Origin of the sequence: Photorhabdus luminescens subsp. luminescens (genome assembly GCF_001083805.1) — a bacterium.
Taxonomy (GTDB): Bacteria; Pseudomonadota; Gammaproteobacteria; order Enterobacterales; family Enterobacteriaceae; genus Photorhabdus; species Photorhabdus luminescens.
Genome location: NZ_JXSK01000001.1, coordinates 253,804 through 268,530, shown reverse-complemented (window position 1 = coordinate 268,530; position 14,727 = coordinate 253,804). Strand labels below are relative to the sequence as shown.

At 40.8% G+C, this 14,727-nt stretch carries 13 protein-coding genes; 6 read left to right on the top strand and 7 right to left on the bottom strand.

Annotated elements, in window-relative coordinates:
* Positions 1–2: 2 nt before the first annotated feature.
* From sufS to sufA, 5 genes are read right to left on the bottom strand one after another with little or no spacing between them, the layout of a single operon-like run.
* Positions 3–1,241, bottom strand: a complete 1,239-nt coding sequence (gene sufS, locus TI10_RS00970) for a cysteine desulfurase SufS (protein WP_049581306.1) — start codon at positions 1,239–1,241, stop codon at positions 3–5.
* Entirely contained in the window at positions 1,238–2,551 is a 1,314-nt protein-coding gene (gene sufD, locus TI10_RS00965) for a Fe-S cluster assembly protein SufD (RefSeq protein WP_049581305.1), read from the bottom strand. Before sufD ends, sufS begins: the two co-directional genes overlap by 4 nt.
* Positions 2,526–3,272, bottom strand: coding sequence for a Fe-S cluster assembly ATPase SufC (gene sufC / locus TI10_RS00960; protein ID WP_049581304.1), 747 nt, complete (start codon positions 3,270–3,272; stop codon positions 2,526–2,528). The genes sufD and sufC overlap by 26 nt, the downstream gene beginning before the upstream one ends.
* Positions 3,273–3,329: 57 nt before the next feature.
* Positions 3,330–4,826, bottom strand: a complete 1,497-nt coding sequence (sufB, locus tag TI10_RS00955; RefSeq protein ID WP_049581303.1) for a Fe-S cluster assembly protein SufB — start codon at positions 4,824–4,826, stop codon at positions 3,330–3,332.
* Positions 4,827–4,838: 12 nt separating this feature from the next.
* Positions 4,839–5,207 (bottom strand): Fe-S cluster assembly scaffold SufA, encoded by a 369-nt coding sequence (gene sufA / locus TI10_RS00950; protein ID WP_011146844.1) that lies wholly within the window; start codon positions 5,205–5,207, stop codon positions 4,839–4,841.
* 709 nt (positions 5,208–5,916) lie between these two features.
* Between sufA and TI10_RS23355 the strand changes: the two genes are divergently transcribed.
* From TI10_RS23355 to TI10_RS23340, 5 genes are all read left to right on the top strand, one after another.
* Complete coding sequence (locus tag TI10_RS23355) at positions 5,917–6,147, top strand: Hok/Gef family protein (RefSeq protein ID WP_394298753.1); 231 nt, start codon at positions 5,917–5,919, stop codon at positions 6,145–6,147.
* Positions 6,148–7,019: 872 nt separating this feature from the next.
* Positions 7,020–7,178: a Hok/Gef family protein gene (locus TI10_RS23350; RefSeq protein WP_075262240.1), complete on the top strand. Its 159-nt coding sequence runs from the start codon at positions 7,020–7,022 to the stop codon at positions 7,176–7,178.
* Between the two features lie 882 nt (positions 7,179–8,060).
* Positions 8,061–8,189: a Hok/Gef family protein gene (locus TI10_RS23345; RefSeq protein WP_074524859.1), complete on the top strand. Its 129-nt coding sequence runs from the start codon at positions 8,061–8,063 to the stop codon at positions 8,187–8,189.
* A gap of 238 nt (positions 8,190–8,427) precedes the next feature.
* A complete protein-coding gene (locus TI10_RS26555; RefSeq protein WP_394298754.1) occupies positions 8,428–8,694 on the top strand; it encodes a Hok/Gef family protein in 267 nt (88 codons plus the stop codon).
* Positions 8,695–9,001: 307 nt separating this feature from the next.
* The gene (locus TI10_RS23340) at positions 9,002–9,232 is read left to right on the top strand and encodes a Hok/Gef family protein (protein ID WP_074524860.1); all 231 of its coding nucleotides are present in this window, start codon (positions 9,002–9,004) and stop codon (positions 9,230–9,232) included.
* A 382-nt stretch (positions 9,233–9,614) separates the two neighbouring features.
* On the opposite strand, the gene menI is transcribed toward TI10_RS23340, so the two are convergent.
* Both menI and ydiJ read right to left on the bottom strand, forming a co-directional pair.
* The gene (menI, locus tag TI10_RS00940) at positions 9,615–10,031 is read right to left on the bottom strand and encodes a 1,4-dihydroxy-2-naphthoyl-CoA hydrolase (RefSeq protein WP_011146847.1); all 417 of its coding nucleotides are present in this window, start codon (positions 10,029–10,031) and stop codon (positions 9,615–9,617) included.
* Positions 10,028–13,087: a D-2-hydroxyglutarate dehydrogenase YdiJ gene (gene ydiJ / locus TI10_RS00935; protein WP_049581301.1), complete on the bottom strand. Its 3,060-nt coding sequence runs from the start codon at positions 13,085–13,087 to the stop codon at positions 10,028–10,030. Before ydiJ ends, menI begins: the two co-directional genes overlap by 4 nt.
* A gap of 223 nt (positions 13,088–13,310) precedes the next feature.
* Here ydiJ and ydiK point away from each other — a divergent pair, with 223 nt between their 5' ends.
* Positions 13,311–14,420: an AI-2E family transporter YdiK gene (gene ydiK / locus TI10_RS00930; RefSeq protein ID WP_049581300.1), complete on the top strand. Its 1,110-nt coding sequence runs from the start codon at positions 13,311–13,313 to the stop codon at positions 14,418–14,420.
* Positions 14,421–14,727: the final 307 nt, after the last annotated feature.

Genomic DNA, 14,727 nt, shown 5'->3' with positions numbered 1-14,727 from the left:
GCTCAACCCAGTAACTTTTCTATTCGCTGCAATCCAACAACAAGCGCATCAATATCTTCTTGCGTAGTATAAATCGCCAATGATGCCCTACACATGCTGGAAACGTGATAATGTTCCATCAAAGGAAGGGCACAATGATGTCCGGTACGGATCGCTATTCCATATTGATCAAGGAAACTTCCCACATCATAAGCATGATGTCGGCCAAGGTTGAAAGCAATAACCCCTTGACGTTGCTCAGGGCCATACAATTCCAAGGTTCTGACCCCTTTCAGCCGTGTCATTGCATAATCCATCAACGCCTGTTCATGTTGCTCAATTTCATCCAGCCCAAGTGAAGTGACATAATCGACAGCAGCGCCAAGCCCAATCATTCCCGTGATATTTGGGGTTCCCGCCTCAAATCGCCACGGCGGTTCTGCATAGGTTATCCCCTTTTGCAGACTGACCTGTTTTATCATCGCGCCACCCCCTTCCCAAGGCGGCATAACATCCAGCAGGGATTTACGTCCATAAAGCACGCCAATGCCTGTTGGACCATATAATTTATGGCTGGAAAAAACATAGAAATCGCAGTCCAAATCCTGCACATCAACTTTCTTATGCATAATGGCCTGAGCGCCATCGACCAGAATATGTAACCGGCTTCCCTGCTCATCAGCCAGTTTTCTTGCCTGTTTTATGATTTGACGTACAGGATTTACCGTACCAAGCACATTAGAGAGATGAGTAAAAGAAAGCAATTTAGTACGTGAATCAATCAAAGAGGCTAAAATTGCTTGATCCAATTCGCCATTCTCATTCAATGGCCATACTCTAATTTCAAATCCTATTTGTTCTGCCAGCATATACCACGGAACAATATTGGCGTGGTGTTCCATTTCAGTAATAACAATATTATCGCCATTATTGATAAATTTGCGGCCATAACTGTTAGCAATCAGATTAATCCCTTCCGTCGTACCTTTGACGAATACAATCTCTTCACTGCTTTGAGCATGAATAAATTGCGAGATCTGGTAGCGAACATTTTCAACCATCCGAGTAGCCGCAGAGCTGAGGGTATGAATTCCCCGGTGAACCGCCGCATACTGGTGCAAACAGAATTCACTTTCTCGTTCAATAACCGAAACCGGCTTCTGAGCACTGGCAGCACTATCAAGATAAACCAACGGATGCCCATTAACCTGTTGATCTAACACCGGAAAATCTTGCCGCGCCTTTTTTACAGAAAAAGTCATCTTTCCACCCCCGCTAAACGGTGCTTAATGTGTTTCATCACAACGCTTTTCAGGGATTCATCTTCAATAGATTCAGTCAGCTCAGCAGCAAAAGCAAATACCATCATATGCTCTGCATCACGTCGGTTGATACCGCGTGATTGCAGATAAAACAGTTGTTCTTCATCTATCCGGCCAACGGTCGCGCCATGACTGCATTTCACATCATCAGCGTAAATTTCCAGTTGAGGTTTGGTATCTACTTCTGCCTGTTTACCTAGTAACAAATTGTTATTGGTCATTTGCCCATCAGTTTTCAATGCATGAGGCGCCACTTTAATCATGCCGTTAAATACTGCTTTGCTCTGATCCATCACAATAGTTTTATGCAACTGACGGCTTTCACAATGCCCTTTATTATGTTCCAAATAGGTACGAGTATCAGCGACTTCCTTTCCTTGTGGCAACAGTAAGCTGTTCAACGACAGATTAGCCCCTTCGCCATTCAACTTAACACTGGTATTGTGTCGGCCAAGCCCAGAACCTAATAAAAAGCTGGTGCTTTTTACTTGAGCATCACGACCAATCACAATATCGTTATGCGCAAAGTGATAACTTGCACTGTTCTCAACCCCCAGTTTTATATGGGCAAAATGAGCATTGTCCCCCACTTCCGCAGTTAATCGGCTGCCTGTCATATGAGGTTGCTGTCCATCAATACTGACGAAATGTTCAATCACGCTGGCACTGGCATTTGTCCCTACAGCAATGTGGTAGCGATAATGACTGGTATTCAATGCTTCGCTACGATGACCACTGGTTATATTCAGCAGGTAAAGAGGCTTTTCCGCCACATGCCCGGCCTTTAATGTAATAACCAAGGGCTGTTGGGCCAAGCTTTCAGTTAGGTGTAGAAAGATCTCACCCTGTATCGGCGCTGGAAGTCCGCTTTTATTGTCCAATAAATTTAGCTGGTATGGTCCAAATTCATAGGAACTCAGTAAAGGCGAAAAACAACCATCCACCATAACAACACGCCAACAATCCACTGGAATCGCCAGTTGTTCGCATTGCGCTGCGGTCAATTCCCAAGTTTTGCTGCTGTATTGCTGATTTAACAACTTATCCAGCGGAGTATAACGCCAATCTTCATGTTTAAATTGGGGAAAACCGGTTTGAGTGACTTGTTGCCAATGCAACCTAGCATGAGATGAATCCTCACCATGACGGTAACGATATAAATTTGCAAAACGTGCTAATGCTTGCTGATTACGTTCTGCAACCTGCCGCACCTTTTCAGCTCTTTCACTGTTGGTCAATAAGCCAGCCATAACCTTGCTCCTCCAACTTTTTCGCCAAACTGAAATCACCGGATTTAATAATTCGTCCCTGATAAAGTACATGCACAAAATCAGGTTTCACATAATCCAAAATACGTTGGTAATGGGTCACAATAATGAATGAACGGTTTGGATCACGTAAAGAATTCACTCCATTAGATACAATTTTCAATGCATCAATATCCAGTCCTGAATCTGTCTCATCCAGAATACAAAGTGTCGGTTCCAGCGCGGCCATTTGCAGAATATCGTTGCGTTTTTTCTCACCACCGGAAAAGCCGACATTGACTGAACGTGTCAGCAAATCCGGCGGCATATCCAATAATTCAATTTTTTCTTCGATAAAATCGGCAAAATCAAAGCGATCCAACGGCTCCTGATGGCGATATTGGCGAACAGCGTTCACTGCGGTTTGCAGGAAAAATTGATTACTGACACCCGGAATTTCCACCGGATATTGAAACGCCAGAAAAATTCCCTCCCCGGCCCGCTCTGATGGCTCCAATCCAAGTAAATCTTTTCCTTTAAAGGCGATTTCACCATCATCAATTTCATACTCTTCACGGCCAGCTAACGTTGCTGATAATGTACTTTTACCGGAACCATTTGGCCCCATAATGGCATGAATTTCACCCGGCTTAACTTCAAGATTTAATCCTTTTAAGATTTCATTACCTTCAACACTGACTCGTAAATTTTTAATACTTAACATATTACATGCCTTCGAACGACTTAACGTTCTGTCATAAAAAAGGGAAACAAGGAAAACTCATCCGACGCTGTGTTCAAGGCTTATCGCCAGCAATTTTTGTGCTTCAACGGCAAATTCAAGGGGAAGTTCAGAGAACACATCCTTACAGAATCCGTTAACAATCATGGAAATCGCATCATCTTCACTAATGCCACGTTGCAAGCAATAGAACAATTGATCTTCACCAATGCGGGAGGTTGTCGCTTCATGCTCCAGTTGCGCCGTATTGTTCTGTACTTCTACATAAGGAAATGTATGTGCGCCACATTCAGTACCAATCAACATAGAGTCACATTGGGTATAATTACGGGCATTTTCTGCTCCCGGTAATATTTTGACCAACCCACGATAACTATTCTGACTACGGCCAGCAGAAATGCCCTTTGAAATGATGGTTGATTTAGTGTTACGGCCAATGTGGATCATCTTGGTGCCGGTATCTGCCTGTTGAGTAGCGTTAGTCAGAGCAACGGAAAAAAACTCACCAATCGAGTTATCTCCTTTTAGGATCACACTGGGATATTTCCAGGTAATTGCAGAACCTGTTTCCGATTGAGTCCAAGACATTTTAGCGTTTTCGCCTTCACATAACGCTCTTTTAGTGACAAAGTTGAGAATCCCTCCTGCACTGTCACCCCCTGAGAACCAGTTTTGTACCGTAGAATATTTCACTTCGGCATCTTTATGGATAATCACTTCGACAACAGCGGCATGAAGTTGATAGCTATCACGCACTGGTGCAGAGCATCCTTCTATATAGCTGACATAACTGCCTTCATCAGCAATCAGGATAGTGCGCTCAAATTGTCCCGTTTTCGCGGCATTGATACGGAAATAGGTGGACAATTCCATTGGGCATCGAACCCCTTTTGGCACATAAACAAAAGTACCATCAGAAGCTACTGCCGCATTGAGCGCGGCAAAAAAGTTATCGTGGCTTGCAACCACGCTGCCGAGGTATTTACGAACCAATCCGGGATATTCCTGTATCGCTTCACTAAATGAGCAGAAAATAATCCCTTCTTTCGCTAACTTATCCCGATAGGTGGTTGAAACAGAAACGGAGTCAAAAATAGCATCTACCGCAACAGCTTCGCCTTCACGTACAGGAACACCCAACTTATCAAATGTTTCTTCAATTTCTGCGGTTAAATAGCTACTAGCTTGCTCCGCTCCTGCTTCTTGAACAGCACCAGATTGTGAATTACAACTATCGCCACAAGCACCGCATGAAGGGGCTGAATAGTAACTGTAGTCCTGATAATCAAGATTGGGATAATTCGCTTTTAACCAATGAGGTTCTTCCATTCCTAGCCAATGGCGATAAGCCTCTAGCCGAAATTCAAGCATCCATTCCGGCTCATTACGTTTTGCGGAAATGGCTCGCACAACGTCTTCACTCAAACCTTTAGCTAACTCATCCGTCGCCACCTGAGTGAAAAAGCCTTCTTTATAACGATGACCGCTGAGCCAGGTCTGCACATCATCACTGATTTCTACATTGCTCTGAGACATATATTGGTACACTTATATACCAAAGCTTTCACCACACCCACAGGCATGTTGTGCTTTTGGATTATTGAATTTAAATATCTGATTTAAACCTTCACGGACAAAATCCACTTCAGTGCCATCAATAAATGGCATTGCTTTTAAAGGGACATATAGACATGCGCCTTCATTTTCATACCTTAGATCATCAGGCGCAGGATCATTAACCATCTCAAATACATAGCCAAAGCCGGCACATCCTGATTGCTTAACCCCCAGATATAATCCTTTACTTTGTGGGTTTTGCTGCATCAACTTGAGAATCTGCGCTGCGGCTCTCGCGGTGATAGTAATTCCCTGCCATGCGGTTTCATTCAGAGAAAAGGTTTCGACACTGTTTGTCATAGTTGACCTCATATTTATTCTATAGCTATTCTTGCCGCCGTTATCGGAGTGCTCTCCTCCCGTATAATGGTAATGATAACCTTTATCACTTCAACCATTTGTTTTAAGAGGATATACCTTAAGGAGGTTAAATTTTATTCGAATGCGATAATTTATGTTCATTTCACATGAAGGTATCTCTTTAATTTACTGTTTTATCTATAAATTATTAGTTTGATCAATTGTGCTATCTTTTACTTATTGGCGTAAAACAAAAGCACAAAAAGTTCATCAGAAATACTATTTGATGTGAGCTTTCAGATATACAGGAGGAGTAGTTCCTCTCCTAGGGTGAAAATAGCAGTCAGCCAGATAAAATTGGCATCGTTAGCCGGAGAGGCAATATAGAGGTTGCCAGTATGATTATTAATATATGCAAATAGAATTTCTATTTAATCGACGCAATTAATTAAGCACATAAAGAAACCATTTTATCTATATATTCCATTTTCAATATTCCTTCCTTTTTTCATTAATAGCTTTACTCATTAGCTAATTTAATTTGAAGGTATTACATGACCATAATAAATATTTTCAAGATCTTGCATCTTATATGAATAAAAGTATACTGCCTCCGGGTGCTTGAGACTTTCTGTCTTTAGCATGGTGTTCTAAGCAAATATTATGTTTCAGGCAGAAAGAGAAAAGCCCCATCCGACTATAAATCGAAATGAGGCTACTCCTAATGCTGAACAACATAAGGCTAGCCTCTTACCTGACAAAAAGCAAGGAGAGAAAAGCCATGAAGCCGCAAAAAATCGTAATATTTAGTTTGATCGTTATTTGTGTGACATTACTTCTGTTCACATGGATAACAAGGAGTTCACTCTGTAAACTCCATATCAAACGAGGTAATACCGAGGTTGCGGCAATCATGGCTTACGAATCCAGCGACAGGTAAGGCAACCTTAGGCGGGAGGCTTTTACTCCCGCCCTTTTAGATGTTGTTATGGCTTAGTTCTCAGGCACCCTTTATATTTAAATGGCATTAAACATTAATTAAAACCACTAATTGATATATGCCGGCATTTACAGATTTGAATAAAAAGTTACAATTAGGCTTTTGCCTATTGCAATATTAATCTTTTAATATAATTATGCAGTTAATTCAAATAACCCATAATATTATAAAAATATCGATAAGCTTCATAAATATCTATACTTCTTAAAGGTCATCGCAACTCAATTCAATTACCATAAATAATAATTTTTTCACTTAAATAGTAGGTTATTTCTCCATATCAATAACCTAATTCCACTTTTGTTTTATATTTTATCCAGGAAAAACTGATGTGGTTAACCGAGAGGAAGAGAATATATACTGATTAACGTAAGACAAAATCACAAAAATTCATCAGAAATATTATTGATGCGAGCTTTCAGATACACAAGAGAATGGCTACATCCCCAGTATAAGAGTTTCAATTTAATCGACGAAATTAATTAAACACATTAAGAAACAATTTAATCTATATATTCCTCTATCAACATGCTTTCCTGTTCTTATTAATAGCTTTGCTAGCCGATAATTTAATTTAAAGGTATTACTTGACCATAATAAATATTTTCAAGATCTTGCATCTGATATGAATAAAAGTATACTGCCTCCGGGTGCTTGAGACTTTCTGTCTTGAGCATGATGTTCTAAGCAAAAATTATGTTTCAGGCAGAAAGAAAAAAGCCCCATCCGACTATTAATCGAAATGAGGCTATTCCTATGCTTAGCAACATAAGGCTAGCCTCTTACCTGACAAAAAGCAAGGAGAGAAGGCGATGAAGCCACAAAAAATCGTAATATTTAGTTTGATCGTTATTTGTGTGACATTACTTCTGTTCACATGGATAACAAGAGGTTCACTCTGTAAACTCCATATCAAACGAGGTAATACCGAGGTTGCGGCAATCATGGCTTACGAATCCAGCGACAGGTAAGGCAACCTTAGGCGGGAGGCTTTTACTCCCGCCCTTTTAGATGTTGTTATGGCTTAGTTCTCAGGCACCCTTCATATTTCAGTGGAATTAAACAATAATTAAAACCACTGAAATTTTAGCATTAATTGATATATACTGGTGTTTACAGATTTGAATAAATATTTGCAATTAGATTTTTTCCTATTTCAATATTAATTTTTTAATATAATTACGCAATTAACTCAAACAACCCATAATATTATAAAAATATCGATAAACTCCATAAATATCTATACTTCTTAAATGTTATTGCAACTCAATTCAATTACCGTAAAAAATAAATTTTTCACTTAAATATCAGGTTATTCCACATCAATAACCTACTTCTATTTTTTTATATTTTATCCAAGAAAACCTGATGTGGTTAGCCAAGAGTAAGAGGATATATACTGATTAACGCAAGACAAAAGCACAAAAAGTTCATCAGAAATACTATTGATGCGAGATTTCAGATATACAGGAAAATGACTCCATCCCCGGAATGAGGGCTTCTATTTAATCAAAATAATTAATTAAACGCATTAAGAAGCCATTTTATCTATATATTCCATTTTCAACATCCCTCTATATTTTTATTAATAGCTTTACTAGCTGACTAATTTAATTCGAAGGTATTACGTGACCATAATAAATCTTTTCAAAATCTTGCATCTGATATGAATAAACGTATACTGCCTCCGGGTGCTTGAGACTTTCTGTCTTGAGCATGATGTTCTAAGCAAAAATTATGTTTCAGGCAGAAAGAGAAAAGCCCCATCCGACTATTAATCGAAATGAGGCTACTCGTATGCCCAACAACATAAGGCTAGCCTCTTACCTGAAAAAAAGCAAGGAGAGAAGGCGATGAAGCCGCAAAAAATCGTAATATTTAGTTTGATCGTTATTTGTGTGACATTACTCTTGTTCACATGGATAACAAGGGGTTCACTCTGTAAACTCCATATCAAACGAGGTAATACAGAGCCATTATGATTATAATATATGAAAATAGAATCTCTATTTAATCGACGCAATTAATTAAACGCATTAAGAAACCATTTTATCTATATATTCCATCCTTAACATTCCTTCTTTTTTTATTAATAGCTTTTCTAGCTGGCTAATTTAATTTGAAGGTATTACTTGACCATAATAAATATTTTCAAGATATTGCATCTGATATGAATAAAAGTATACTGCCTCCGGGTGCTTGAGACTTTCTGTCTTGAGCATGATATTCCAAGCAAAAATTATGTTTCAGGCAGAAAGAGAAAAGCCCCATCCGACTATAAATCGAAATGAGGCTACTTCTATGCGTAAACAACATAAGGCTAGCCTCTTATCTGACAAAAAGCAAGGAGAGAAGGCGATGAAGCCACAAAAAATCGTAATATTTAGTTTGATCGTTATTTGTGTGACATTACTCTTGTTCACATGGATAACAAGGGGTTCACTCTGTAAGCTCCATATCAAACAAGGTAATACCGAGCCATTATGATTATAATATATGAAAATAGAACTTCTATTTAATCGACGCAATTAATTAAACACATTAAGAAACAATTTTATCTATATATTCCATTTTTCAACATTCATTCCTTTTCTTATTAAGAGCTTTTCTAGCTGGCTAATTTAATTCGAAGGTATTACGTGACCATAATAAATATTTTCAAGATCTTGCATCTGATATGAATAAACGTATACTGCCTACGGGTGCTTGAGACTTTCTGTCTTGAGCATGATGTTCTAAGCAAAAATTATGTTTCAGGCAGAAAGAGAAAAGCCCCATCCGACTATTAATCGAAATGAGGCTACTCCTATGCATCAACAACATAAGGCTAGCCTCTTACCTGACAAAAAGCAAGGAGAGAAAAGCCATGAAGCCGCAAAAAATCGTAATATTTAGTTTGATCGTTATTTGTGTGACATTACTTCTGTTCACATGGATAACAAGGGATTCACTCTGTAAACTCCACATCAAACGAGGTAATACCGAGGTTGCGGCAATCATGGCTTACGAATCCAGCGACAGGTAAGACAACCTTAGGCGGGAGGCTTTTACTCCCGCCCTTTTAGATGTTGTTATGGCTTAGTTCTCAGGCACCCTTCATATTTAAATGGCATTAAACAGTAATTAAAACCACTAAAACTTTAGTATTAACGGATATATACTGGCATTTACAGATTTGAATAAAAAGTTGCAATTAGGTTTTTGCCTATTTCAATATTAATTTTTTAATATAATTATGCAATTAACTCAAACAACCCATAATATTATAAAAATATCGATAAGCTCCATAAATATATATACTTCTTAAAGATTATCGTAACTCAATTCAATTACCATAAATAATAACTTTTTCACTTAAATAGTAGGTTATTCCACATAATAACCTACTTCTACTTTTGTTTTATATTTTATCCAGGCAAAACTGATGTGGTTAACCGAGAGGTACAGCACAAATGTTGCCGCTCATCAAAAATATCAATTCGCCACACCTGGTGATTGCGGCCAATATGAAGAGGTTTACACACACCTTTCACTTCACCACTACGAACCGACCGAATATGGTTAGCATTGATTTCCAGCCCAACAACTTTTTTCTCACCTTCGGAACAGAGATACCCAGCTAAAGAACCGAGTGATTCTGCCAGCACAACAGATGCCCCGCCATGCAATAAACCAAATGGCTGACGGGTACGATAATCAACCGGCATTGTGCCTTCAATATAGTCATCACCGATATGCGTGATTTTTATGCCCAGATGGCCCATCATACATTGGCTATTTACTTGATTTAGGCTATCCAGTCCAATATCACGTTTCCAAATCATGGGATTATCTCCAATAAAGCTTGCAACGGATGCTTAAGTACTTGCCCTTCTATCCGCTTAACCTGACTGCGGCAGGAATAACCAGAGCTTAGACAACGCTCCAATGGTAATTTCTGCAAGGCAGGTTGCCAGGATAATTTATAGATACCAATAGAGTGTTCTATGTTTTTGTTTTCATGACCGTAAGTTCCAGCCATGCCACAGCAGCCTACACTGATATTATCTAGCTTGCTACCCAACCGATGGAAAATTTTTCCCCACTGTTGACTACTGCCCGGTAGCATAGTCACTTCGGTACAATGTCCAAATAGATACCATTTATCAACGGATCTTTCTTCATGGTCACTTTTCTCCGGTAAGGTATTAATCAACCATTCATGAACAAGCTGAACCTCAAACTTGCCACGCCGCTCTCCCAGAATTTCTTTATATTCGTCCCGATAGCACAGTACCAGCGCCGGATCGACGCCAACCATAGGAATACCCAACTCAGCAACCCGGTTCAGAAAATCTGACGTCTTTTTGGCTGTTTTAGCAAAACGAGATAAGAAGCCTTTGATATGTTGTGCTTTACCATTTGGAGAAAATGGCAGCAATACTGGTTTATATCCCAATTTTTCTACCAAACAGGCAAAATCAGCCACAACTTTAGCATCGTAATAGCTAGTGAACGGATCTTGAACGATCAATACATGTTCGTTACGATGGGCTTGATCCATGTTTTCAAGCTGTTCCAATGTGGTCGAAAGCGCATAATGACCCGCCAGTTGTTGGTGCAGCGTCGGGCTGGATAACAAAGGTAAATCCACCATGCCGATAGTCCGGCGACTCAATTCTTGCATCCACGGCTGTTTCAGGAAGAAATTAAAGACCCGAGGAACTTTAGCCATTAATGGCGTACTGCTTTCCGCACTCGCCACAATATGATCACGTAAAGGACGAAAATAGCGACCGTGATATAACTCAAGAAAACGAGCACGAAATGACGGAACATCAATTTTAATCGGGCACTGTGTTGAGCAAGCTTTGCATGCCAGACAACCAGACATTGCCTCTTTCACTTCGTGAGAAAAGTCATACTCGCCGCGCCATGCCTGCCAACTATTGCGAGTCTTCTCGATCAATCCACGCAAACTTGGCCGGGTTTGTTCTAATCCTTGTTTCAGTAGCGTCGGCTCCACCCCCTGTTCCGTCAAAAGGCGCAGCCATTCACGCACCAGTGTCGCCCGTCCTTTCGGCGAATGGATACGTTGCTGACTCACTTTCATTGATGGACACATCGGGCTTTTTGCATCGAAATTAAAACAGAGCCCATTCCCATTACACTCCATAGCGCCACGGAATGTATTCCTGACATTTACCGGAATTGTCCGGTCATAAGTTCCTCGCTTAATAGCATCGATTTTCATCATCGGGGCATCAACCCCCATCGGAGGACAAATTTTACCCGGATTCAAGCGGTTATCCGGGTCAAAGGCCGCCTTAATCCGGCGTAATTCTTCATACAAAATGCTACCGAAAAACGCTGGACTGTATTCAGCACGAAATCCTTTACCATGCTCTCCCCACAGTAAACCACCATAACGTGCCGTAAGACTGACAATTTCATCAGAAATCTGTTTCATCAGTATCTCTTGCTGAGGATCACACATATCCAGCGCCGGCCGAACATGCAGCACCCCCGCATCCACATGACCAAACATACCATAATTGAGGTGATGACTATCCAATAACTGCCGGAACTCTGCAATGTAATCAGCAAGATACTGTGGCGGCACACACGTATCTTCCACAAAAGGAATGGGTTTCGCCGCGCCTTTACTGTTACCCAACAAGCCAACCGCTTTCTTGCGCATTGCATAAATACGCTCAATATCAGCTAACTCTCGACAAATTTGATAACCAATAACCCCTGCTTGATTGCTCTCCATCAGTTCATCAAGGCGCTGACAAAGTGTTTCGACTTGCCGGTCTATCAAAGGTTGATCATCGCCGCTGAATTCAACAATATTCAACCCCTGCATATCTTTGTTAGGAATATCAGTGATCAATTCCTTAACTGAATGCCAGACGATATCCTCACGCGCCAAATTCAGCACCTTGGAATCCACGGTTTCAACCGATAATGCCTTTGCCTCCACCATAAAAGGGGCATTACGCAATGCAGAATCAAATGAATCATATTTCACATTCACCAACCGCCTGACCTTCGGCAGCGGGGTAATATCCAAAACCGCTTCGGTAATAAAAGCTAGTGTTCCTTCTGAACCGGTTAAAATACGCCCCAAGTCAAATTTCTGCATATCGTCACTGAAAACATGGCGCAAATCATAACCAGTCAGAAAACGATTAAGTTTGGGGAATTTTTCAATAATAAGTTCACGTTGCTCACGGCAACGACTGAGCACCGTGTTATAAATACGGCCGATAACCGAATCTTCTTGCGCAATCGATTCCGCCTGGACGATGTCCATCGCGCGGGTATCAAGTAATTCTCCCCCTAATAGAACTGCCCGCAGGCTAAGAACATGATCAGACGTTTTACCATAGACTAATGAACCCTGACCGGATGCGTCGGTATTAATCATGCCGCCCAATGTTGCACGGTTACTGGTTGAAAGCTCTGGTGAAAAGAAATAACCATATGGACGCAAATATTGGTTTAGTTGGTCTTTAATCACACCCGCTTCAACTCTGACCCAACCTTGCTCCGGGTTAATCTCAAGGATACGATTCATATAACGGGACATATCCACCACAATACCATCATTAAGCGCCTGACCGTTGGTGCCTGTACCACCACCGCGTGGAGTAAATGTCAAATTCTGATATTCTTTTTCACCTGCGACACGAGCCAGTAAAACCACATCTGCGCTGGATCGGGGGAAAACAACAGCCTGTGGTAAGAGTTGATAGATACTGTTATCTGTCGCCATTGTCAGACGATCGGCATAACTGCTGGCAACATCTCCGGTAAATCCTTGTTCCTTTAATGTATCCAAGAACTTCTGTGCGACCTCACTGACGTGCGGTGCTTGTGATATGCGTGGGATCATTATCGTTTTGACCCTTTTAAAATGAGTGTCCACATTGCTTTATTTATACTATCTTTGAATCAATGCCTTAATCAGCCGTAACCATTTACCACCGTTAACTGATTTATCTGAGAAGGCAAGCGTTTACCTTATCATAATATTCACCTATTTTGGGTAACCTGTAGATAACATCCTATTTATTCATTATCTTTAGCGCCACTAAATCCCTGAGAGAAATTAACTTATGGACAAATCTCAACCGTATTATGACCTACCAAAGCTCTTCTTTACTTTAATTTTCTTGTCACTGTTAATTGTTACCAGTTTTTGGGTGATAAAGCCCTTTATCTTCGGTTTTGTCTGGGCAGGCATGGTTGTTATCGCCACCTGGCCATTATTAGAAAAACTACAGAACAGTTTATGGGGTAAACGCTGGATTGCCATCTCCATCATGACGCTACTGCTCATTCTATTATTTGTGATCCCTGTCGCATTACTGGTGAGTAGCTTATTGGAAAACAGCGCGCCATTAATCCAGTGGGCTAAATCCCCCTCCCATTTTCAGATACCGACAATGACTTGGCTAAATAGTATTCCTCTGGTTGGCGATAAACTTTACAGCGGTTGGAACTCACTCATTACTGACGGTGGAAATGTCCTGATAGCTAAAGTCCAGCCTTATATTGGAGAAGCAGCAACCTGGTTCTTTACTCAAGCAGCAAATGCCGGGCGCTTCGTATTCCATCTCGGTTTGATGGTGCTATTCAGCGTGTTCTTATATCTGAAAGGCGAACAGGTGGCGCTAAGTATTCGCCATTTTGCCATTCGCCTGGCAAATAAACGCGGAGATGCCGCCATCCTGTTGGCAGCGCAATCCATCCGTGCCGTTGCGCTCGGCGTAGTAGTTACCGCGCTGGTTCAAGCCATTATCGGCGGCCTCGGCCTGGCTGTTTCAGGCATTCCTTATGCTACGTTGCTGACAGTACTCATGTTTGTCTGCTGTGTCGCTCAGCTTGGCCCATTACTGATTTTAGTTCCTGCTGTCGCCTGGCTTTATTGGACAGGTGATACAACCTGGGGCACCGTACTACTGGTCTGGAGCTGCATCGTAACAACAATGGATGGATTTCTTCGCCCATTTTTGATTCGTTTGGGCGCAGATTTACCTATGGCGCTGATATTAATAGGCGTTATTGGTGGAATACTCTCATTTGGCATGATTGGCTTATTTATCGGCCCCGTTGTATTAGCGGTTGCTTATCGTTTATTAATCGCATGGATGCATGAAGTCCCAGAGCCTAAAAATGATTTAGCCGAAACTGAAAAATATCTGGAACAAGAATTTTCAGAATAATTTGTATGATAATTAATTCTGACTTACACAGCGGAAGAGAATTAACTCTTTCGCTAAAGCATAATCTTATATACCCGTCATCTTTCAAGTTGCCTCTTTGTTGGCTGCACTCACTCACCCCGGTCACATAGTTATCTATGCTCCCGGGGATTCGCTCCCTTGCCGCCGCGATGCATCTCGAAATCCATAGGGTACAAATCTCACCACTCTTCCGAGGTGTTTATTCATTAAATATAATTATTGTGAAAAAATTGTTAAAAATTAGTTAAATTTAGCCCATTTTAGCCGTAAATAATACGGAAATTAG

What these genes read in the sequence shown, in the direction of transcription:
- sufS (WP_049581306.1), bottom strand. Translation starts at nt 1,241, where the DNA reads ATGACTTTTTCTGTAAAAAAGGCGCGGCAAGATTTTCCGGTGTTAGAT.
- sufD (WP_049581305.1), bottom strand. Translation starts at nt 2,551, where the DNA reads ATGGCTGGCTTATTGACCAACAGTGAAAGAGCTGAAAAGGTGCGGCAG.
- sufC (WP_049581304.1), bottom strand. Translation starts at nt 3,272, where the DNA reads ATGTTAAGTATTAAAAATTTACGAGTCAGTGTTGAAGGTAATGAAATC.
- sufB (WP_049581303.1), bottom strand. Translation starts at nt 4,826, where the DNA reads ATGTCTCAGAGCAATGTAGAAATCAGTGATGATGTGCAGACCTGGCTC.
- sufA (WP_011146844.1), bottom strand. Translation starts at nt 5,207, where the DNA reads ATGACAAACAGTGTCGAAACCTTTTCTCTGAATGAAACCGCATGGCAG.
- TI10_RS23355 (WP_394298753.1), top strand. Translation starts at nt 5,917, where the DNA reads ATGAGGCTACTCCTAATGCTGAACAACATAAGGCTAGCCTCTTACCTG.
- TI10_RS23350 (WP_075262240.1), top strand. Translation starts at nt 7,020, where the DNA reads ATGAAGCCACAAAAAATCGTAATATTTAGTTTGATCGTTATTTGTGTG.
- TI10_RS23345 (WP_074524859.1), top strand. Translation starts at nt 8,061, where the DNA reads ATGAAGCCGCAAAAAATCGTAATATTTAGTTTGATCGTTATTTGTGTG.
- TI10_RS26555 (WP_394298754.1), top strand. Translation starts at nt 8,428, where the DNA reads ATGATATTCCAAGCAAAAATTATGTTTCAGGCAGAAAGAGAAAAGCCC.
- TI10_RS23340 (WP_074524860.1), top strand. Translation starts at nt 9,002, where the DNA reads ATGAGGCTACTCCTATGCATCAACAACATAAGGCTAGCCTCTTACCTG.
- menI (WP_011146847.1), bottom strand. Translation starts at nt 10,031, where the DNA reads ATGATTTGGAAACGTGATATTGGACTGGATAGCCTAAATCAAGTAAAT.
- ydiJ (WP_049581301.1), bottom strand. Translation starts at nt 13,087, where the DNA reads ATGATCCCACGCATATCACAAGCACCGCACGTCAGTGAGGTCGCACAG.
- ydiK (WP_049581300.1), top strand. Translation starts at nt 13,311, where the DNA reads ATGGACAAATCTCAACCGTATTATGACCTACCAAAGCTCTTCTTTACT.